A 20824-nucleotide genomic window follows, 5' to 3' on the forward strand; every position below is an offset into this window, starting at 1 on the left:
AATTTAAAATATCCCTAAAAAGCCTTTTGAAGATTCTATTTTCAAAAGGTTATTTTTTTGCAGGTCTTCTACAAAGTAATCTTCATCATCGTGACGAATGTCGATTTTTTCAAAAGTTTTTTTTCTGTAAGAATATCCCTCCATAAAATCTTTATTATCAATCCATTTCTGCAAATCCATTTTTCTCATCCAATTTATAAAATGAGAATGAGAATCTGCACGAAAGCTTTTATTCCGTTTTACAAGGGTATATTTCACTAATTTATTTTATGTAAATTTATCAATAATAATCAGTTATTAATATCAAGTGTTAATTAAAATTAATATTCTGAATTCAAAATTAACAAAGCATAAAAAATTTTAATATGACATTATTTTTTTTTCCTATAAAATTTAAATGTTATATTTAAAAAAAACTAATTAAATGAAAAAAATCTATTGTACCCTTGTGCTAGTTATAGTTGTAAATTCTTGCAAACCTTCCCGTACTAATGACTCCAAGCATCCTGTACTAAAGAAAAGCGAACTCAAAAAAGATTTTGACAACGATGGGGTAATCAACACAAATGACTATTGCATAGATGTTGCCGGCCCAGCAGAAAACAACGGTTGCCCGTGGCCAGATACCGATGGTGATTCTGTTTTTGACAAAGATGACGCCTGCCTAGATGTTGCAGGACCAACAGAAAACAAAGGTTGTCCTTGGCCTGATACCGATGCCGATGGAATTTTGGACAAAGATGATGCTTGCCCAACAGTTCCTGGACTTCCAAACTATCAAGGTTGTCCTAAACCAGCAATGGCCTATGCCGAAGAAGCAACAGGCTATTCTATGTACCAACAAAAATTTACTGATCAAGCAAAAGGCTCTAAAAATATCATTTCCACAAATGATGAAGAATACGGAAAACTGATTGAAAATCGATTTGAACTGACTCAGAACCAATCGGTCTCCACTTTTTCCATTGATGTTGATAATGCATCGTATTCCAATATCCGAAGAGTGATTAATTATGGAATGCCTGTTGAAAAAGATATGGTGAGAATTGAGGAAATGATCAACTATTTCCAATATGATTATCCTCAACCCAAAAATGCAGATCCGTTTTCCATCAATTCAGAATACAGCGATGCACCTTGGAATCCAAAACACAAACTTCTTAAAATTGGGTTGAAAGGGAAAGAAATAGAAATCAAATCTCTGGCTCCTTCCAATTTTGTTTTTCTATTGGATACATCGGGCTCGATGAGTGACGAAAATAAATTGCCACTTTTGAAATCCTCGCTAAAGATCTTGCTGGACAAACTGAACCCAACTGACAAAGTAGGGATCGTGGCCTATGCAGGAAGTGCTGGCGTGGTTTTGAAACCGACTTCCGTAAAAGAAAAAAGTAAAATTCTTGAAGCTTTGGAAAATCTTAATGCGGGCGGAAGTACAGCTGGTGGCGCAGGAATAGAGTTGGCCTATAAACTGGCTCAGGAAAACTTCATCAAAAAAGGAAACAATCGCGTGATATTGGCAACAGACGGCGATTTCAATGTTGGGGTTTCGTCCGAATCGGCATTGGAAAAGTTAATCGAAGAAAAGAGAAAATCTGGTGTTTTCCTGACTTGCCTAGGTTACGGAATGGGAAATTACAAGGATAACAAGCTGGAAACACTCGCCAACAAAGGCAATGGAAATTACGCTTACATTGATAATATCCAAGAAGCGAATAAATTTTTGGGAAGAGAATTTGTAGGAAATATGTACGCCATTGCAAAGGATGTGAAAGTTCAAATAGAGTTCAATCCGAAATTTGTAAAATCATACAGATTAATTGGTTATGAAAACAGAATGCTGAACAATTCTGATTTTACGGATGATAAAATTGATGCTGGTGAACTTGGTTTTGGACACACTGTGACGGCTTTGTACGAAATCATTCCAGCCGGTGTAGATTCAAAATTTCTTCCGAAAAAACAAAAATTGAAATATTCCACTCAATCTGCCAAGGGAACTTTCGGAACCGAATTAGCGACCGTTAAATTCCGTTACAAAAAACCGGCAGGAAGCAAAAGCATCGAAATGAAGCAAATCATCAATGATAAAAGTTCAACTTTCATATCAGCTTCTCAAGATTACAGATTTGCAACTGCTGTGGCTTGGTTTGGTTTGATTTTGCGCGATTCCAAGAATATTACCAACAAAAAATTGGACGATGTGATTGCCTTAGCAAAATCCAGCAAAGGCAAAGATGCAGAAGGCTATCGCGCAGAGTTTTTGCAATTGGTGGAGAAATACAAGACCTTTAAAAAATAAATTTAAACTTATCAAAGCAATTCTTCGGAGTTGCTTTTTTCTTTTTCAAACTTCAATAATTTTTTCTAAATTTAAGATTCACAAAAACACAAATTTATTCCACTTTTTCCAACCTTTTGCAAGCCAAATGCATCTTTCATTATAAAATCAGGATTTTATGAAGCATCTCTATATTCTATTTTTCACACTTTTTTTTCAGGGTTTTTTGTTTGCTCAGGATTCTCAACTCTATTTCGAAGGCTACTTTTACATTTCAAGCAATAAACCTTTGAAAAACCTGATTGTCACAAACAAAACGTCTGGAAATTATGATTTTACAGATGAGAAAGGTTATCTGATTATCGAGGCAAAAGCTGGAGATACTTTGGTTTATGGCAAGAAAAATTCAAGAGTTGTCCAAGCTTATGATTTGAAGGAACTGAAGACCATCATCGAGTCCAAAAACAAGTTTGCTTCTGCGGATGCGGTTATCTCGAATGATTATTTGACATCCATTAATTCTAACAAAATAGCAGATTCGACCAATTTTCATCAATCAAAAACAACTGCAAAAAGAATCGGAGGAAAATCTGATAAAATACAATCGATAAGACGAAAACGTTCGGATTACGTTATTGAAAATCAAGTTTCCAAAAAACTATTTTACTCTGGTTCTTTGCAACTTACCACAGAATTTGGTTCGCCAAATGTGCAACCAAAACTTCAAAACCAATTTGTACAGGGCCGAAATAACAACGGAACCTTGCAATGGAATGGACCAGAAACTTCTGAGATGTTCAGTTTTGGGCCGTATATTTCGACTTTAGGTTTTGATGGAAATCCTTATTTGTACGACGTTAACGGAAGATTGGTTTCCAAAGCGAACAGCCTTTTTCCAGCTAAAGCTTACAACAATTCGATTTTGCAAAGCACACAAAAATCATCCTCATTTCTCTCCATCAATTCTCATTTTATCAAGGACAATAGCAGAAAATGGAATGCAGGTTTGGATTTAGGCTGGGTTCGTGAGGATTTGATGATTAAAGACCAATTTCAGGACAGTAAAAATTTGGGAATTTCTTTGGGAACATCAATTTTGAAAAACCATCAACTTAGCTTTAATTATAAGTTTAATGAGCAAAAAGCGACTAACACAAACAGGATTGGACTTTTTAACAGAGCTTATCAAAATGCTTTGTTGACGCCGATTTCCTTAGAAAACAAACAGGGAAATTTACTTTCGAGTCAACAAAGAAGTTACAGTCCGTTTGCAGACAATCCCAATTATGTACTTAAAAATACAAGAAGATACAATTTTGATGAAAATCAGAACATTCTCAATTTGAAGTTTGCAAAAGAAACGGGAAAATGGCAATATTTCGTTGCTCAATCGTATGAAAACACAGATTTTTCCAATTTTGAATCTTATAAAAAATGGACTTACGGTTTTCCAAACGGAATCGAAACGGAGAGAAATCAAAACAACAAAAATTATAATTTAAATTTCGGAAGTTCATATTCATTTAAAGATAATTACAGCGATTACAGCAAGTTAAGCTTTAATGGAATTATGAATCACAGCGATACAAGAATTTCTTACACAAACTCAGGAAATTATCATTATCACAGATTTTCTCAGGATTACATCTTGCGTTACAATTTTAGGTTCAGAGATTTTATTTTTGATGATTTTGATTTTGAAGGCGAAGTCGGAAACGGGATTTACGCCTCAAACACGACAAACAAAAACGACTTTTTCATTCCTAAATTGGCTTTGAGCTTTACCATCAATGAATTAATTGATTACAATTTCCACGGTAAAATCTTTGGCTCGATTTACAAAAATGTTTACGAATCAGACTTTAGCAAAAGTTACAGCAATTTTCTGTTGACACAAATCGATGATTCGCAACTCAATACCTATTTTCCAGCTCAGGAAGTGGAAAGTTTCCGAGGTCTGGAATCGATTAACAATCTGGAATCGAAAGTCGGAATCAAATTTTATCACGATTATCGATATGAGTTGGAAGGAAGTTTTACCAACAAAAGATTCACCAATGATATTTTTCCAGTTTATGAAAACGGTCAGATTAAATTAAAAAATATCGTTGACCACAATTACAAAAGCTACGATTTGAATCTTGGTTTTAGAAATTTCCCTTTGCGAAACAGCACGATTCAGATTGGCTTTAACAAAACAACTTCGAAAGTCACCAATGTTTTAGGCGGTTACGAAAATGCGCCGATTTCGGGATTTAGTTCCATTTACAGAGGTATTGTGAAAGGTGAAGCTCTAGGCGTTCTGATAGGAAATGCCTATCAACGAAACGGAAACGGCGATTTGGTGATTGGAAATGATGGTTTCCCACTGGTTTCTGCTGAGAATAAAATTCTTGGAAATCCGATTCCCGATTTTACGATGAAATTTTCCTACACCCAAAATGTTGCAAATTTCAGTTTGAATGTTGATGTAGAATGGCGAAAAGGTGGCGACATTTGGAACGGAACCAACGCGAATCTTGATTACTACGGACGTTCAGCCAATTCTGTGCAAGAAAGGAATATTTCAAATTTTGTTTACGAAGGCGTTTTTCAGAATGGAAATATTAATAATATTCCCGTCGATTTTTTCAATATTAATGAGCCTTTTGAGCAAAATAAATTTTACCGATATGGAAGTTTGGGCGTTGCAGAAGATTACATTGTGAAAGGCGATGCGGTGAGAATCAATAACATCACGTTGAGCTACAGTTTCCGAAAAGCGGAATTTTTGAAAAATGTGAAAGTTTCTGTTTTTGCGAAAAATATTTTGCTCTGGTCGAAAAATAATGTCGACCCACAAACGTCCTTTTTCGATTCTGATAACGGGCAAGGTTTGAATTTCTACAATCTGCCATCAATGCGAACTTATGGAGGCAGTGTTTCTTTTATTTTTTAAATTTTGAATGATGAAGCTAAGATATATTTCCTTTTTATTTTTATTTTTTGTGCTGTTTTCAAATGCTCAAAGGCGAAATTACTATTACGATAAAAATGAAAACGACCTTCGTGATAAACCTTTGGACTCTGCAGAGAAAAAACTTTTCGTAGAACTTTTTGGTGAACGCAAATCCCAAAACTTTACAAAAGAAAAAGTCTATGCGCAGACCAATCACGTGTTCTATCGTCCGAATGATATCATCTATTTCAAAGCTTATGTTGTGGATGCGCAGAAAAATTTGCCTTCGGATTGGAGCCAGATTTTGTACGCCGAATTGTACGACCCTGCGGGAAATTTGCTTTCAAAAAATAATTACCAAATCACCAATGGCGCTTGCAACGGCGATTTTTCCCTTAATGAAAATATTAAAGGCGGAATCTACAAAATGCGTCTGTACACCAATTGGATGCGGAACGAAAATCACAAAAATTATTTTGAAAAAGAAATTACCGTCCAAAAAACATCTTCTCCAAGGATTTTGATGAAACTCGATTTTCCTAAAAAAGGATTGAGTGCTGGCGATGAAGTTTTGGCAGATTTCAGTCTGAGGAATCTTCAAAATCTTCCGCTTTCCTTTTATGAAGGGAATTGCGAAGTTTTGGTTGAAGGAAAAGAATTCCTGAAAAACACATTCACGACAGATAAAGAAGGGAACGTTCAGCTGAAATTTGAATTGCCAAAAACTTTGACTTCAACGGATGTTTTGCTGAATATCAAACTCAATTACAATTCATTCCAGGAATCGATTTCCAGAAATGTTCCCGTGACTTTGAACCAAGTTGAGATTCTGTTTTTTCCCGAAGGCGGAAGTCTTATTAATGGAAAACAGAGCAATGTTGCCTTCAAAGCTTTGAATGAGTTTCAGCAACCAGTCGATATCAAAGCGGAAATTTTGGATGAAAAGGGGAAGACAATTTCAACAACAGAATCTGTGAAATTTGGGATGGGAAAATTCTCTTTCTTACCGATTCAAAATCAAAAATTCTTTCTGAAACTGACATCTCACAAGATTGCAAAATTGTATGAAATTCCAATCGGAACAGAGAATGGTGTGAGTTTGAACATCGAAAAAGTGAATGGTAAAATTGTTTTGAAGATTCAATCCAAAAATCATCAAAAAGTAAATGTGGAAGCTGGTTTCCGTGGAGAAATCATTAAAACAAAAAATAATGTTTCCACCAATTCCGAAATTGAATTTGATGAAAATATTTTCCCATCTGGAATCGCCAGATTCACTGTTTTCGATTCGGACAAGAATCCTTTGGCTGAACGCGTTGTTTTTGTTAATAAAAATCAAAACGTACAGATTTCCATTAACCCAAATAAAACGGAATATTTGCCAAGAGAAAAAGTCGTTTTCGATATTGAAACCAAAGATTTCAACGGAAAACCAATTTCTTCCAATCTTTCGATGAGTGTGTTGGATGACAAACTTTTCAGCTATGCGGATGACAGGCAAAATACTTTGATTTCTTGGCTTCAAATAGATTCTGAATTGCAAGGAAAAATCGAAGAACCGCCATTTTACTTCAAAAAAGAAGAAGCAAAAGCGGATGAAGCCTTGGATTTGGTAATGTTGACGAATGGTTATCGCTACTTTGAATTGTTGCCAGAAATTCCTCAAACCAGAAAATTTCCGTTCCAAAAAGAAGAACTCAATTCCATCTACGGAAGGATTGAAAATGAGAAAGGAGAAGCTGTAAATGCGGAAGTTTTTATGATAAATAGTGCGCCAGAAATCTTGAAGCAAAATACGAAAAAAGGTCATTTTTATTTTAAGAATTTCCCTTCTGGAGCTGGTTCTTATCAATTGGTGGCAAAATCTAAAAAGCCTAAAGAAAAAGTAAAAATCAAACTTCTGGCATCGCAAATCAGTTCTGATATTACCACTCAGAAAATAAAATCGGACAAGACAGGAAAAGAGTTTGAAGTAATTGTGAATAATCCGATTGCTGAGGAATTAAATCCCAATAAAAATTCAAACGAAATCCGGAATAACGATAATACAGGATATAATAATAGAAGAAGGACTTATTCTGATACTACAAGTACGAATAAGAATATTGAAGAAGTTGTGGTTTTAGGTTATGGCGTTGAAACATCGAAAAAAAGTTTAAGTTCTGCAGTTCAAACCGTTAATCTGGGATTGACCTTAAACAATGTTACAAATGCTTTGCAGGGAAAAGTTGTTGGATTGGAAGTCACGGCCAATTCGGGTGCTCCTGGAAATGCCGAGTCAATCGTGATTCGAGGCGCTTCCTCCATTACAAACGGAAAACAACCTTTGGTCGTAATTGATGGCGTTCCAGTAGATTTTCCAAATTTCAAAATGAATGCCGACAACATTCAAAATATTACTGTTCTGAAAGATGCATCTGCAACTGCAATCTACGGAAGCAGAGGGAGCAACGGCGTAATTATTATCAACAGTTTGTCATCAAGATATGGAAGCAAAAGTATTAACTTGAATCCTGAGTCGTATTACGCTTACGAACATTTGTACGAAGATGATTTGATTAATACAAACTACGCCAGAGTTTTCAGCCATCCAGTTTACGAAACGCCAACGACCAATTACAGAACCGATTTCCGCGAAACCATCTATTGGAATCCGACGATTCAAACAGGTAAAAATGGAAAGGCAAAAGTTGAATTTTACAACTCTGATGCGAATACAACTTTCCGAGCGATTGCCGAAGGAATCTCAGCAAACGGACTTTTGGGACGAGAAGAGAAAACCTATAGCGCACAAAGCACGCTCCAAATCGATGCGAAAATTCCGCAATATATGACGCAAGGTGACGAGCCGAAAATCTCTGTTGTCATCAGAAATAATTCTGATAAAAGAAAAACAATTGATTTTAACAAAATCCTTCCAATTTCGATTAAAAGTGGACTTTCGGACAGCCTAATTACTTTGAATCCGAAAGAAAGTGGAAGAATCATTCTGCCATTGAAAGGAAATAAAGTTTCACAATCCAACATTCAACTCATTGCAGAAACGGATACGGAAAAGGAGAGACAAATTTTACCTTTTACGATTGATGCCAAAGGTTTCAGACATAACTTGGAATATTCGACTTCAAAGGATTCTATCATTTCGTTTTCAATTCCGGATTATTTGGATGAAAGTTTGGTGGCAAATATTCAGGTTTTCAAAAGTTCTGCGAGTCAATTTTTGAATAATATCGATAGGCTCAAAGAAAAACCTCACGGCTGTTTCGAGCAGACTTCATCCACAACTTATCCCAATTATTTCATTTTAAATTTCTTGAAAAATAAAGGAAATATCGACAGCAAAGAAGCGAAAAGAGCAACCGAATTGTTGAAAACAGGATTTGAACGTTTGCTTACTTTTGAGACCAAGGACAAAGGATTTTCACTGTTCGGAAGTTCGCCACCGAGTATTACCTTGACAGCTTACGGCTTGATGGAATTCAATGATTTGAAAAATGTTTTGAACGTGAATCCAGGTTTGATTGAAAGAACTTCGAAATTCATTCTGTCAAGAAGAGACGGAAAAGGGAATTTCATCTTGAATAACAATTCAAAAAATAATATTGATACAACCAAAAAAGACCAATATTATTGGAATCAACAAGGTTATATTTTATATGCACTTTCTGAAGCCGGAATGAAAAACGAAATCGCAAAAGAATATTCGCACTTGTATCAAATCAACCAATATTCTGATGATTTTTATTTGCTTTCATTGATGGCAAATGTGGCTTATCAACTGGAAAAAACCAAAGATTACGATTTTTTGATAAATCGAATGACTGAGAAATTCAATAAGAATAATGTGGTTGCAGAAACCAATTTTATGCAGGGTAGAGGCGATGACATTAGAAAAGAAGCTTTGTCCTTGTTTGCTTTGTCGTTGATGAAATCTCAAAAAAACAACAAAGATTTGGTTACAAAAATCATCAACCGAATCAATTTACAAAACACGACTTACGAATCCACGCAAACATTGGTCATCAAGCTAAAGGCTTTGACAGAATTCTACAAAGCTCATCCGAAAGCGGAAAGTTCAGCAGAACCACAGTTTTTTGTGAACGATACAGAGTTGAAAACACTTTCGACAATTGGTCAGTTTCTGAAAAGAGGAAAAAACGAATTGAAAGTGAAATATCCTTCGGGAAATGGTTTGCCTATTCTTTTCTCATACAAATACAATGATTTGATTCCGGATAAAAATCCAAATCCTGAACTTTATTTTACAACGACTTTGGACAAAAGCAAAGCGAAAATCGGTGACAATGTAAGAATGACTATCAAAATCGAAAATCCAACCTACAAAAATTTCGGAATGATGACGGCGAAAATCGGAATTCCAGCAGGCTTGACGATGGACCCGAAAAATCTGAAAGCAATGATGGAACGTAATGAAATCGCCTATTACGAGATTTTCGATAATTATCTGGTTTTGTATTGGTACAACTTGGATGCAAAGAAAAATACCCAAGTTCATCTTGACACCAAAGCCGAGTTTGCAGGCAAATACACAGGAAAAGCTAATCACGCTTTCGAATATTACTTTCAGCAGAATTATCAATGGACGGATGGTTTGGTCGTGGAAATTTCTGAATGATAGCTGGGAAAGTCCCACAGGGACGACCGATTTCCCAGCATAGGAATTCATTCCTATAATCAATGTAAGAAATAAATTATTTTATTTTCAATAATTATTGAAAGTTTAGAAATTATTAATTATATTTGTACAAGAATTTAAATTAAGCAAAATGAAACTCGACGAAGCCAAAGAAAAATACATCCAAACCTGGGGAACTTTTGCCACAAGCTGGGGAATCAACCGAACGATGGCGCAGGTTCACGCTTTGCTTTTGGCAGAAGGAAAACCATTGTCAACAGATGAAGTGATGGAGCTTTTGCAAATCTCACGAGGCAATGCGAATATGAATCTTCGGGCTTTGATGGATTGGGGAATTGTAAAAAAAGAATTTGTGAAAGGGGATAGGAAGGAATATTTCATCGCTGAAAAAGATGTCTGGTTTCTCTTCAAACAAATTACAAAAGAACGCAGAAAACGAGAAATAGAGCCAGTTGTAGCTTTTTTGGAAGAACTTAAAAATGTAGACGATGATTCCGATGAAGCCAAAGAATTCATCAAACTGATGGACGATTTCGGAAACGTGACCAACAAAATCAATAATATTATGGACCTTGCCATAAAAAGCGACGACCATTGGCTGGTTGGAAAAATCACCAACTTACTGAAATAGAAAGGAATTCATTTTCCTTTTTTATTTCAGATTAATTTTCAAAAATTACTGAAAATATAAAAATTACAATACTATGAAAACGTTTTTTAAAATCGATTTTTATATTCAAACATTTATATTCATCTTAATGATTAGCTACTTGATTTTTGAGTACATCACTAAAGATTTTCTATATCAGATTTTCTATTTTTATTATATCGTGGGAGGATTTCAAATTTTCAGTTTTTTCATAAGAATATTTCTCCATTATAAAAAGTCAAAATCATACAAAATATATGGATTCCTTCTGATTCCTGTCTGGATAAATTTCCTGCTTACTATTTTTTTACAAGGAAAAAATATTGATTTAGGTATCCTAAATCAATTGGGAGTAATATTTTATCTAATGCTTTACATCGCTTTCTTTTATGCTCCAATTTTATCTGTGATTTACATATATGACATAAAACAAAACATTGAAAATTATGAAAAATCTAATATTTAAAATCATAATGTTCTTTCTTTTTAGAAATAATAAAAGAACACGAGCCGATTTTCTTAATCTTTAAAAATAAAAAAAGATGGCTAAAATATATTTGGAAACATTGATTAATGCTGATATTCAAAAAGTATTTGACTTATCCCGTAATATAGATTTTCACCAAGAGTCAACCGCTAAAACCAACGAAAAAGCAATTGCCGGAAAAATGAGCGGATTGATAGAACTAGGCGAAACGGTAACTTGGCGAGCCAAACATTTAGGATTTTATCAAACTCTTACGACGAAAATCACACAAATGGAAAGTCCAATAATGTTTACCGATGCAATGGTGAAAGGCGCTTTCAAATCGATGAAACATCAACATATCTTTGAACAAAAAGACGATAAGACTTTGATGACTGATATTTTTGAATTCGAATCGCCTTTTGGAATTCTAGGTAAAATATTCAATCAAATCTTTCTGACAAATTATCTCAAAGGATTTTTGCTCGAGAGAAATAGAATCATGAAAGAATTTGCTGAATCATCTCGATAAAATTAATTATAAAACCAGATTATTAAATTATTTTCTTAAATTTTCAAAAATATTTCCAACCTTTTTTAAACCATTGCATCTTTCCTTATAAACGCCAGAATATGGAACACGAATTATACATAAGATGCAAAAATAAAGACCGCAACGCACAGCGGAAACTTTATGAAGAATATGCAGGCCGGTTCTTCGCAACCTGCAAACGTTACCTGAAAAACGACGAAGATGCGGAAGAAGTTTTGGCAGATTCTTTCTATCTGATTTTCACAAAGCTTGACCAATTGAAGGAATTGCAGGTTTTCGATGCGTGGGCAAAGAAAATCGTTGTGAATCAATGTCTTCAGAAACTTCGCAAAAAACAACCGTTTTCGATTTCGATTGAAGAAAATTTTGTGGATTTGGCCGAAGCTGAACCGGAAAATGTTTCGGAGGAAAGAGGAATTTTATCACTTCTCAATTTTCTACCCGAAGGTTGCCGTACGATTTTCAATCTGTTTGCGATGGAAGGTTATCCGCACAAAGAGATTGCGCAAATGCTTTCTATATCAGAAGGCACGTCCAAATCTCAGGTGAATTTTGCCCGCAAAAAATTGCAGGAACTGGTGAAACTTCAAACAATTAATTCTTAAAGTTTAAAAAAATGGAAAATCAAGATATCGATAAAATGTTCAGCGAAGCCGGAAAATCTGCGGAAGAAAAACCGACTTTCCCAAACTTCGAAAAAGTGTGGGAAAACGTTGAAGAAAAATTAGATAAAAAAGAACAAAGGAAAAGAATCATTCCACTTTGGTTGCCTTACGGAATGGTTGCTGGATTGGCTTTGACATTCGGTGTTTTATATTTTGTGAATGATAAAGAGACTAAAATAGAACCTCAAATTGCTTCAAATGATTACGGAAAACCTGTCAATCAAAACAAGATATTGGAAACGCCGGAAAACGTTGAGAACATCAACAGAACTTTCAAAGAGAATTTGAAAAGTAATCCCGTCAATACTTCCGAAAATGGAAAGGAGATTATTGCTTATCACGATGCAGAAGGTCAAAAGGAAATTTCTTTGCCTCCAATTCCCAGGTCGGAAGGAATAGCTTCTGTTTCACCTCCTCAAATAGTCGTGAATGAAGTGAGAGAAGAGATTAGCGGTCCTCCAGCTGAATCAAATTATATATATTCTGAAAAATCACAAGATATCGAAGGTGTTGTCGTAACTGCAATGGGAATCAAAAGAGAGCAGAAAAGCCTTGGTTACGCATCAACAATGGTGAGTAAAAATTCGATTAATAAAAAAGAGAAGTCTTATTCACCGCCACCTCCGCCACCAGCAACGGGAAAAGTGATGACTCAAGCGTATGTTGACCAAGTTTTGAACGGACGCGTTGCCGGACTTCAGATTGCTCCGTCAAATCCTGGAAGTTCTCCGCAAGTAATGATTCGAGGTATGGCCTCATTAACTTCAAACAATCAACCTTTATACGTGATTGATGGAATTCCGTATCAAAATGCTAATCTTGAGAATATTAATCCTAAAAAAATTAAGGATGTTCAAATTTTGAAAGATGCTTCTGCAACAGCACTTTATGGAGTACGAGGAAGTAATGGCGTGATTGTCATCAAAACTAAAGGTTTGTCCAAAAAAGAAATTGATTTGCTTAATAATCTACAACCTGTTCAAAATCAGGAATCTTACGACGAGTGGAAGGAAAATCAATTCGAATCCGCAAAAGCCAATCCACTTTCGACGTTTTCAATTGATGTAGATAATGCGTCATATTCCAACATCCGAAGAATGATAAATAATGGTCAAAAGGTAGATAAAAACGCAGTTAGAATTGAGGAAATGATTAATTATTTCAAATACGATTATCCTCAGCCAAAAAATAACCAGCCTTTTTCTATTAATACAGAATACAACGATTCGCCTTGGAATCCCAAACATAAACTTTTGAAAATCGGTTTGCAAGGTAAAACATTGAACGAAAAAGAATTACCAGCTTCAAATTTGGTTTTCCTAATCGATGTTTCTGGTTCGATGAATGAGCAGAATAAATTGCCGTTGCTGAAAACTTCATTCAAAATCTTGTTGGAAAAACTTCGTCCGCAGGATAAAGTGGCAATCGTCACTTATGCAGGAAGTGCAGGCGTAGTTTTGGAGCCGACTTCAGCGAAAAATAAGGAGAAAATCCTGACAGCTTTGGAAAATCTAAGCGCTGGCGGAAGTACTGCTGGCGGTCAAGGAATTGAATTGGCTTACAAATTAGCACAGGAAAACTTAGTTAAAAAGGGAAACAACCGTGTGATTTTGGCGACAGATGGCGATTTCAATATTGGTGTTTCCGATAATTCTGAACTTCAAAAGTTGATTGAGGAGAAGAGAAAATCTGGAATTTACCTCACTTGTCTTGGTTTTGGAATGGGAAATTACAAAGACAATCGTCTGGAAATGCTGGCTGACAAAGGCAACGGAAATTACGCTTACATCGATAATATGCAGGAATCGAATAAATTTCTTGGGAAGGAATTTGCCGGAAGTATGTATGCGATTGCGAAAGATGTGAAGATTCAAATTGAGTTTAATCCGAAGTTCGTAAAATCTTATCGATTAATTGGTTATGAAAATAGAAAATTAAAAAATGAAGATTTTAAAAATGATAAAATCGATGCTGGAGAATTGGGAATTGGTCATACGGTGACAGCGATTTATGAAGTTATTCCAGTTGGTTCAGATTCCGAATTCAGTCCGCAAGATGTTGATTTGAAATATTCTAAGACTGATTCTAAAAACGAATTTGGAGACGAACTGGCAACGGTGAAATTCCGCTACAAAAATCCGGATGAAGATGTAAGTAAAGAATTAATTCAGACTATAAAAGATTCTAAAAATCAATTAAATAATGCTTCGTCAGATTTCAAATTTGCATCGTCTGTGGCTTGGTTTGGTTTGGTTTTAAGACAATCGGAATTCATCAAAGATAAAGACCTCAATAAAATCATCAATCTTTCTAAACAAGGAAAATCGAATGATGAAGATGGTTACCGTGCAGAATTCATCCGACTGATTGAAAGCTACAAGCAGATAAAGTAAACTTCTCAATATTAAATTTTTGAAAAGCAACTCCAAGAGTTGCTTTTTGTCATACTATGCTTTCAATAATTTTCCGTAAATTCGCTAAAATTTTTTAATCACAATGAACTACGATATTATTGTTATTGGAAGTGGACCTGGCGGTTATGTGACTGCAATCAGAGCTGCTCAATTGGGTTTCAAGACAGCCATTATTGAAAAAGAAAATCTTGGCGGAATCTGCCTTAACTGGGGTTGTATCCCGACTAAAGCATTATTGAAATCTGCTCACGTTTTCAATTATCTGAAGCACGCAGAAGACTATGGTCTTAACAAAGTGGAAAATCCAGGCTTCGACTTTTCAAAAGTTATCCAAAGAAGTAGAGGCGTGGCCTCCAAAATGAGCGGTGGAATTTCTTTCTTGATGAAGAAAAACAAAATCGATGTCATTATGGGAACTGCAACAGTGAAAGCTGGTAAAAAAGTAACTGTTGTAGATGCTGAAGGAAAATCAACTGAATATTCCGGAACCAACATCATTATCGCAACTGGAGCACGTTCCAGAGAATTGCCAAACCTTCCACAAGATGGTAAAAAAGTAATCGGATACAGACAGGCATTGTCTCTTCCTGAGCAACCAAAATCTATGATTGTTGTAGGTTCTGGCGCTATCGGAATTGAGTTTGCTGATTTTTATAACGCAATGGGAACCAAGGTGACTGTTGTAGAATTCTTGCCAAACATCGTTCCTTTGGAGGATGAAGAAGTTTCAAAACACGTTGAGAAATCTCTTAAAAAATCAGGGATTGAAATTATGACCAACGCTTCTGTAGAATCTGTGGATACTTCAGGAAACGGCGTAAAAGCTAGCGTGAAAACAGCTACTGGAAATATTACTTTGGAAGCTGACATCTTGCTTTCTGCTGTCGGAATTGCTTCAAACGTTGAAGGAATCGGACTTGAGGCAGTTGGAATCAAAACAGAAAAAGGAAAAGTTTTGGTTAACGAATGGTACGAAACTTCTGTTCCAGGATATTACGCCATTGGTGATATCATCCCAACTCAGGCTTTGGCTCACGTGGCTTCTGCTGAGGGAATCACTTGTGTTGAGAAAATCAAAGGTCTTCACGTAGAAGCGATTGATTACGGAAATATCCCGGGTTGTACTTACTGCCACCCAGAAATTGCTTCTGTCGGTTTGACTGAAAAACAAGCGAAAGAAAAAGGTTACGAAATCAAAGTTGGTAAATTCCCATTCTCAGCATCTGGAAAAGCTACGGCAAATGGTGATGTTGATGGATTTATTAAAGTGATTTTTGATGCTAAATATGGTGAGTGGCTTGGTTGTCATATGGTTGGTGACGGCGTTACCGATATGATTGCTGAAGCGGTTGTTGCGAGAAAACTAGAAACGACAGGACACGAAGTTCTTAAATCTATCCACCCGCACCCAACTATCTCCGAAGCTGTGATGGAAGCTGTAGCTGCTGCTTACGGTGAGGTGATTCATATTTAATAAGAATAACATAATATTCATATATAAAAACCGCAGATTCTTCTGCGGTTTTTTTAATTTTACTTAATGGAAAATTCGAAGATAGGATTGGTTTTGTCCGGAGGTGGAACGCGTGGATTGGCTCACGCGGGTGTTTTGAAATTTCTAAATGAGAAAAACATTGAACCAGACATTCTCTCTTGCTGTAGCGCAGGTTCTATCGTTGGCTCTTTGTACGCCGTTGGGAAATCACCGGAGGAAATTTTGGATTTTTTCCAATCGATTTATTTTTTCAATTGGAAACATTTTACGTTCAATCAGCCGGGATTTGTTTCGTCAACCATTTTCACAATGTATTTGACACCTATTTTCCAAGATATGACGATTGGAGAATTGAACAAGGATGTCAGAATCGTAGCGACGGAATTAATAACAGGGCAACAAAAAGTTTTCGAAAAACATTACAAAGTTGTCGATGCAATTATTGCTTCGTCTTGCATTCCCGGGATTTCTACACCTTATTTTATTGGAAAAGAAATGTACAGCGATGGAGGTGTGCTCAATAACTTTCCTGCAGATATTATTAATAATGAATGCGATAGAATGATTGGTGTTTATGTGACGCCACCTCAAGATGTGGAAGCGCAAGACCTTAGAACAATCAAAGCCGTAACTACAAGAGCTTACGAATTGGCTTCACATCGAACAGAAATTTTTAAATTTGCTTATTGCGATTGGTTCATCACTTCTAAAAAGTTGTCGAAATATGGAATCTTTGAAAGGAAACCTCAGAACATGGAGGAGATTTTCACTATCGGTTATGAGGAAGCTAAACGAACTTTTCTTGATAATGAGGAAGAATTTACAGCAATGTTTTCAAAAAAGGAATGATTGCTTACCAGTTTCCAGTGGAACATTAATAAAATAGATTTTTGTTTTAAATAATTTTCTCTCCGCAGATTTTGCAAAAGCGCGCATTCTCATCATTATCTTCATTTCCGCATCGGTCACATTGAAAATTGTTCTTCTTCTGTTTACGAAATTCTGAAGTCACAATTCCCGTTGGAACCGCAATGATGCTGTAACCACAGAGCATCACGACGATTGAAAGCATTTTACCTAATGGCGTTGCGGGAGAAATATCGCCATACCCAACCGTCGTTATCGTCACAACCGCCCAATAAACACTTTGCGGAATACTACTGAAGCCATTTTTCCCATCTTCTATCAAGTACATTAGCGACCCGATCATAATGATGAAAATCACCATAAACAAAAGGAAAATGTAAATCTTCCGAGAGCTATGTTTCAAGGCAGAAACTATAAATCGACCGTCGTGCATATAATCCGCAAGATTGAAAATCCTAAAAATCCTTAGCATTCTCAACATTCTGATAATCGCAACAAAATGCCAAATTGGAAAAAATAGACTGATGTAGAAAGGCACGATGGAGAGAAAATCAATAATACCTAAAGGACTAAAAATATATTCTTCCCGGTCCTTTACGCAAATAATTCTCAAAATATATTCTATCGTGAATATTAAAGTGATAAAAAATTCTGCATAATAAAACTCCCTGTAATATTCCAGTCTGAAAATAGGAATTGTTTCCACCATCAACAAAGCCGTACTGATGAGGATTAGAACAAGTAAACAGATATCGAATATTTTCCCTGCTTTTGTGTGGGATAAGTAAACCGTTTCGTATATCTTCTTTCGCCATCCATCCTCCGGAATGAGGTCAAACTCTGGTTTGATTTTCATTTTAGTAAATTAAAAATTGAAGGTAATAAAATAAATCAATTCAAAATAATTAAAAAATTAGACAAAAGTCTTTTTTACACAGACAAAAGTCTTATCTTTGTGATGTAGAAAAATAAAAGCGATGAAAAAATATAAAACAACAAATACCACACATTCCGTAGCAGAGCCAGTTGCAGTCTATGGATATCAGAATTTTGACGATGGCGGTATTTTCAGAATGATAGAAATTGCAGAACGTGGGATTTCTTTCAAACTTTTTGATAATCTTGTGAAAAAGTTCCCTTTCAGTTTTCAAGAGTGGGCTGGTTTTCTTCATATCTCTGGGAAAACATTGTCCCGTTACCAAAAAGAAGAGAAAACCTTTGACACATTGCAATCCGAGAAGATATTACAAATAGAAATGCTCTACAAAAGAGGCGAGGAGGTTTTTGGTTCATCAGAATATTTTTTGATTTGGTTGCAAGCAGAAAACCTGGCTTTAGGCAAAACAAAACCACAAGACCTGATTGGTAGTAACTTTGGAATCTCTCTTCTAATGGATGAGCTTACAAGATTGGAGCACGGTATTTTAGCGTAATTCTTGATGATAGTTTATAGACTTTCAAAAGAAATCTACGCCAATGATCTTTCAGGTAAAGGTGCTGAAATAGCTGGTGGACGATGGAATAGCAAAGGCAACGCGACGTTGTACACAGGACAATCTATAGCGCTTTGCGTTACTGAAATCGCCGTTCACATTCCGCTTGGCATTATTCCGAAAGATTTTCGATTGGTTCATATTGAGATTCCTGATATTGAGGTTTTTGAGCCAAAGAGATTCCCTAAGGACTGGAACACTTTTCCACATCTGGACGCCACTCAAAAAATGGGTGACAAATTTCTAAAGGATAATAAATTCTTGGCGATGAAAGTTCCATCCGCGGCGGTTCAAGGGGAATTCAATTATATTATCAATCCTCGAAATGTCAATTTTAAAGATGTTGAAATCATAAAAGTGGAGAAATTTACTTTTGATGACCGATTGTTTATCAGATAAAAATTAAATTAATGAAAATCAATGAATTTATAAAAGAGTTTGAGAAATTGATTCCAATAAAACAAGCTGAGGATTTTGATAACGTCGGTTTGCTTTGTGGAAATCCAGATAGGGAAATCTTAGGAATTCTGGTTGCTCACGACGCTTTGGAATCGGTGATTGATGAAGCTATTGAGAAGAACTTCAGTCTTGTGGTTTGTTTTCATCCGATTATTTTTTCTGGTTTGAAATCAATCACTGGAAAGAATTATGTTGAAAAAGCAGTTCTGAAAGCTCTAGAAAATAAAATTGCAATCTACGCGATTCACACCGCTTTTGACAATGATTATTTTGGTGTCAATTATAAAATCTGCGAAGTTCTTGGATTGAAAAATCAAAAAATATTGCTGCCGAAACAAAGTCAATTGAAGAAATTGGAAGTATATGTTCCAGTTGATTCGGCTGAGAATTTTAAAAATGCTTTGTTCCAAGCTGGCGCGGGAAACATTGGTTTTTATGATGAGTGTAGTTTTTCTATTAAAGGAAACGGTACTTTTCGTCCGTTGGAAGGTTCGAATCCAGTGACTGGAAATCATAACGAAAGAGAAAATGCGGACGAAGTTTTGGTCTCTGTGATTTTCGAAGATTTTAAGAAAAACCAAATTCTTTCAGCGATGAAACAAAATCATCCTTACGAAGAAGTGGCTTACCAATTAATTTCCCTCGACAACGAAAATCATTACACTGGTTTAGGAAGATTCGGAGATTTGGAGACTGAAATGGATGAGGAGGATTTCTTACAATTTGTAAAGGAGAAATTTGACCTTAAAGTCATAAGACACAGTTCTTTAATTAATAAAAAAATTAAGAAAATTGGCGTCTTGGGTGGAAGTGGAGCAAGCGGAATCAAGTCTGCATTGTCTTCAAAATGTGATGCTTACCTCACGGGTGATGTGAAATACCACGACTTTTTCTCGGCAGAAGACAAAATGCTGATTTGCGATATCGGACATTTTGAATCGGAACAATTTGTAACTCAACAATTATTTGAAATATTGTCCGAAAAATTCACTATATTTGCCATCGCAAAAACGACTAAGAAAACAAATCCTGTTAATTATTTTATATAGATATGGCTGATAAAAAAGTAAACGAAATTTCTGTTGAAGAAAAACTAAGAGCACTTTACGATTTGCAGATCATTGATTCCCGTTTGGATGAGATCCGCAATACAAGAGGCGAATTGCCAATTGAAGTAGAAGATCTTGAGATAGAAATTGAAGGTCTTAACAAAAGAGCCCAAAAATTCGAATCTGAAATTGCTGAGCAAAATGCAGAGATCAATGAGAAAAAAGATCTTATGAAAAGCGCTCAAGTATTGATTGACAAATATAAAACGCAGCAAGATAACGTTAGAAATAACAAAGAATTCGAAACTTTAGCAAAAGAAGTAGAGTACCAGGAATTGGAAATTCAATTGGCTGAAAAAAGAATCAAAGAATTTGGAGGTAAGATCGATCACAAAAAGGAAACTTTAGCTGACCTGACTGCTAAGATCGATGAGCTGAATAACCACTTGGTTCATAAGAAAAACGAGTTGGAAAACTTGGTTTCTGAAACTCAAAAAGAAGAGGATTATCTATTGGAAAAATCTAAAGAATTTGCTGAGAAGATCGATCAAAGATTGTTGGTTTCTTACCAAAGGATCCGTACTGGATCTTCAACTGGTCTTGCGGTTGTAGGTTTGGAAAGAGGAGCGCCAAAAGGTTCTTTCTTCACAATTCCACCACAGAAGCAAATGGAGATCGCTCAGAGAAAGAAGATCATCATCGATGAGCATTCTGGAAAGATCTTGGTAGATGACGAGTTGGTGAACGAGGAAACTGCAAAGATGGAAAGCATTATCAAATTCAACTAATCGAAATTTGATTTAAATATAAAAAGAGACCCGAATTTCGGGTCTCTTTT

At 35.7% G+C, this 20824-nt stretch carries 15 protein-coding genes; 13 read left to right on the plus strand and 2 right to left on the minus strand.

What is annotated here, in order from left to right:
* Positions 1 to 3: 3 nt before the first annotated feature.
* Positions 4 to 258, minus strand: a complete 255-nt coding sequence (locus tag BMW39_RS18270; RefSeq protein ID WP_131474371.1) for a hypothetical protein — start codon at positions 256 to 258, stop codon at positions 4 to 6.
* Positions 259 to 424: 166 nt separating this feature from the next.
* Here BMW39_RS18270 and BMW39_RS18275 point away from each other — a divergent pair, with 166 nt between their 5' ends.
* From BMW39_RS18275 to BMW39_RS18320, 9 genes are all read left to right on the plus strand, one after another.
* Positions 425 to 2302, plus strand: coding sequence for a vWA domain-containing protein (locus BMW39_RS18275; protein ID WP_034979279.1), 1878 nt, complete (start codon positions 425 to 427; stop codon positions 2300 to 2302).
* A 157-nt stretch (positions 2303 to 2459) separates the two neighbouring features.
* Entirely contained in the window at positions 2460 to 5219 is a 2760-nt protein-coding gene (locus tag BMW39_RS18280) for a hypothetical protein (RefSeq protein ID WP_034979277.1), read from the plus strand.
* Between the two features lie 7 nt (positions 5220 to 5226).
* Positions 5227 to 9855, plus strand: coding sequence for a TonB-dependent receptor plug domain-containing protein (locus tag BMW39_RS18285; protein WP_083391962.1), 4629 nt, complete (start codon positions 5227 to 5229; stop codon positions 9853 to 9855).
* Positions 9856 to 10006: 151 nt separating this feature from the next.
* Positions 10007 to 10507: a GbsR/MarR family transcriptional regulator gene (locus BMW39_RS18290; protein WP_034979272.1), complete on the plus strand. Its 501-nt coding sequence runs from the start codon at positions 10007 to 10009 to the stop codon at positions 10505 to 10507.
* A gap of 560 nt (positions 10508 to 11067) precedes the next feature.
* Positions 11068 to 11523, plus strand: a complete 456-nt coding sequence (locus BMW39_RS18300) for an SRPBCC family protein (protein WP_034979266.1) — start codon at positions 11068 to 11070, stop codon at positions 11521 to 11523.
* 101 nt (positions 11524 to 11624) lie between these two features.
* Positions 11625 to 12149, plus strand: coding sequence for an RNA polymerase sigma factor (locus BMW39_RS18305; RefSeq protein ID WP_034968548.1), 525 nt, complete (start codon positions 11625 to 11627; stop codon positions 12147 to 12149).
* Between the two features lie 11 nt (positions 12150 to 12160).
* A complete protein-coding gene (locus tag BMW39_RS18310; RefSeq protein WP_034979263.1) occupies positions 12161 to 14602 on the plus strand; it encodes a vWA domain-containing protein in 2442 nt (813 codons plus the stop codon).
* Between the two features lie 103 nt (positions 14603 to 14705).
* A complete protein-coding gene (gene lpdA, locus BMW39_RS18315; protein ID WP_034979259.1) occupies positions 14706 to 16097 on the plus strand; it encodes a dihydrolipoyl dehydrogenase in 1392 nt (463 codons plus the stop codon).
* A gap of 66 nt (positions 16098 to 16163) precedes the next feature.
* Positions 16164 to 16967 (plus strand): patatin-like phospholipase family protein, encoded by an 804-nt coding sequence (locus tag BMW39_RS18320; RefSeq protein ID WP_034979256.1) that lies wholly within the window; start codon positions 16164 to 16166, stop codon positions 16965 to 16967.
* 46 nt (positions 16968 to 17013) lie between these two features.
* Here the strand turns inward: BMW39_RS18320 and BMW39_RS18325 are convergent, their stop codons facing one another.
* Entirely contained in the window at positions 17014 to 17841 is an 828-nt protein-coding gene (locus tag BMW39_RS18325) for an ion transporter (protein WP_034979253.1), read from the minus strand.
* 121 nt (positions 17842 to 17962) lie between these two features.
* Between BMW39_RS18325 and parS the strand changes: the two genes are divergently transcribed.
* From parS to BMW39_RS18345, 4 genes are read left to right on the plus strand one after another with little or no spacing between them, the layout of a single operon-like run.
* A complete protein-coding gene (parS, locus tag BMW39_RS18330; protein WP_083391963.1) occupies positions 17963 to 18418 on the plus strand; it encodes a type II RES/Xre toxin-antitoxin system antitoxin in 456 nt (151 codons plus the stop codon).
* A 6-nt stretch (positions 18419 to 18424) separates the two neighbouring features.
* Positions 18425 to 18877, plus strand: a complete 453-nt coding sequence (locus BMW39_RS18335; protein ID WP_034979250.1) for an RES family NAD+ phosphorylase — start codon at positions 18425 to 18427, stop codon at positions 18875 to 18877.
* A gap of 11 nt (positions 18878 to 18888) precedes the next feature.
* Entirely contained in the window at positions 18889 to 19986 is a 1098-nt protein-coding gene (locus BMW39_RS18340) for a Nif3-like dinuclear metal center hexameric protein (RefSeq protein ID WP_034979247.1), read from the plus strand.
* A gap of 2 nt (positions 19987 to 19988) precedes the next feature.
* Entirely contained in the window at positions 19989 to 20774 is a 786-nt protein-coding gene (locus tag BMW39_RS18345; RefSeq protein WP_034979245.1) for a zinc ribbon domain-containing protein, read from the plus strand.
* Positions 20775 to 20824 lie beyond the last annotated feature (50 nt).

It is taken from the genome of Epilithonimonas lactis (genome assembly GCF_900110605.1).
GTDB lineage: Bacteria > Bacteroidota > Bacteroidia > Flavobacteriales > Weeksellaceae > Epilithonimonas > Epilithonimonas lactis.

Excerpts from the sequence above, each read along its gene's own strand:
- BMW39_RS18275 (WP_034979279.1), top strand. The coding sequence starts at position 425 with ATGAAAAAAATCTATTGTACCCTTGTGCTAGTTATAGTTGTAAATTCT.
- BMW39_RS18280 (WP_034979277.1), top strand. The coding sequence starts at position 2,460 with ATGAAGCATCTCTATATTCTATTTTTCACACTTTTTTTTCAGGGTTTT.
- BMW39_RS18285 (WP_083391962.1), top strand. The coding sequence starts at position 5,227 with ATGATGAAGCTAAGATATATTTCCTTTTTATTTTTATTTTTTGTGCTG.
- BMW39_RS18290 (WP_034979272.1), top strand. The coding sequence starts at position 10,007 with ATGAAACTCGACGAAGCCAAAGAAAAATACATCCAAACCTGGGGAACT.
- BMW39_RS18300 (WP_034979266.1), top strand. The coding sequence starts at position 11,068 with ATGGCTAAAATATATTTGGAAACATTGATTAATGCTGATATTCAAAAA.
- BMW39_RS18305 (WP_034968548.1), top strand. The coding sequence starts at position 11,625 with ATGGAACACGAATTATACATAAGATGCAAAAATAAAGACCGCAACGCA.
- BMW39_RS18310 (WP_034979263.1), top strand. The coding sequence starts at position 12,161 with ATGGAAAATCAAGATATCGATAAAATGTTCAGCGAAGCCGGAAAATCT.
- lpdA (WP_034979259.1), top strand. The coding sequence starts at position 14,706 with ATGAACTACGATATTATTGTTATTGGAAGTGGACCTGGCGGTTATGTG.
- BMW39_RS18320 (WP_034979256.1), top strand. The coding sequence starts at position 16,164 with ATGGAAAATTCGAAGATAGGATTGGTTTTGTCCGGAGGTGGAACGCGT.
- BMW39_RS18325 (WP_034979253.1), bottom strand. The coding sequence starts at position 17,841 with ATGAAAATCAAACCAGAGTTTGACCTCATTCCGGAGGATGGATGGCGA.
- parS (WP_083391963.1), top strand. The coding sequence starts at position 17,963 with ATGAAAAAATATAAAACAACAAATACCACACATTCCGTAGCAGAGCCA.
- BMW39_RS18335 (WP_034979250.1), top strand. The coding sequence starts at position 18,425 with ATGATAGTTTATAGACTTTCAAAAGAAATCTACGCCAATGATCTTTCA.
- BMW39_RS18340 (WP_034979247.1), top strand. The coding sequence starts at position 18,889 with ATGAAAATCAATGAATTTATAAAAGAGTTTGAGAAATTGATTCCAATA.
- BMW39_RS18345 (WP_034979245.1), top strand. The coding sequence starts at position 19,989 with ATGGCTGATAAAAAAGTAAACGAAATTTCTGTTGAAGAAAAACTAAGA.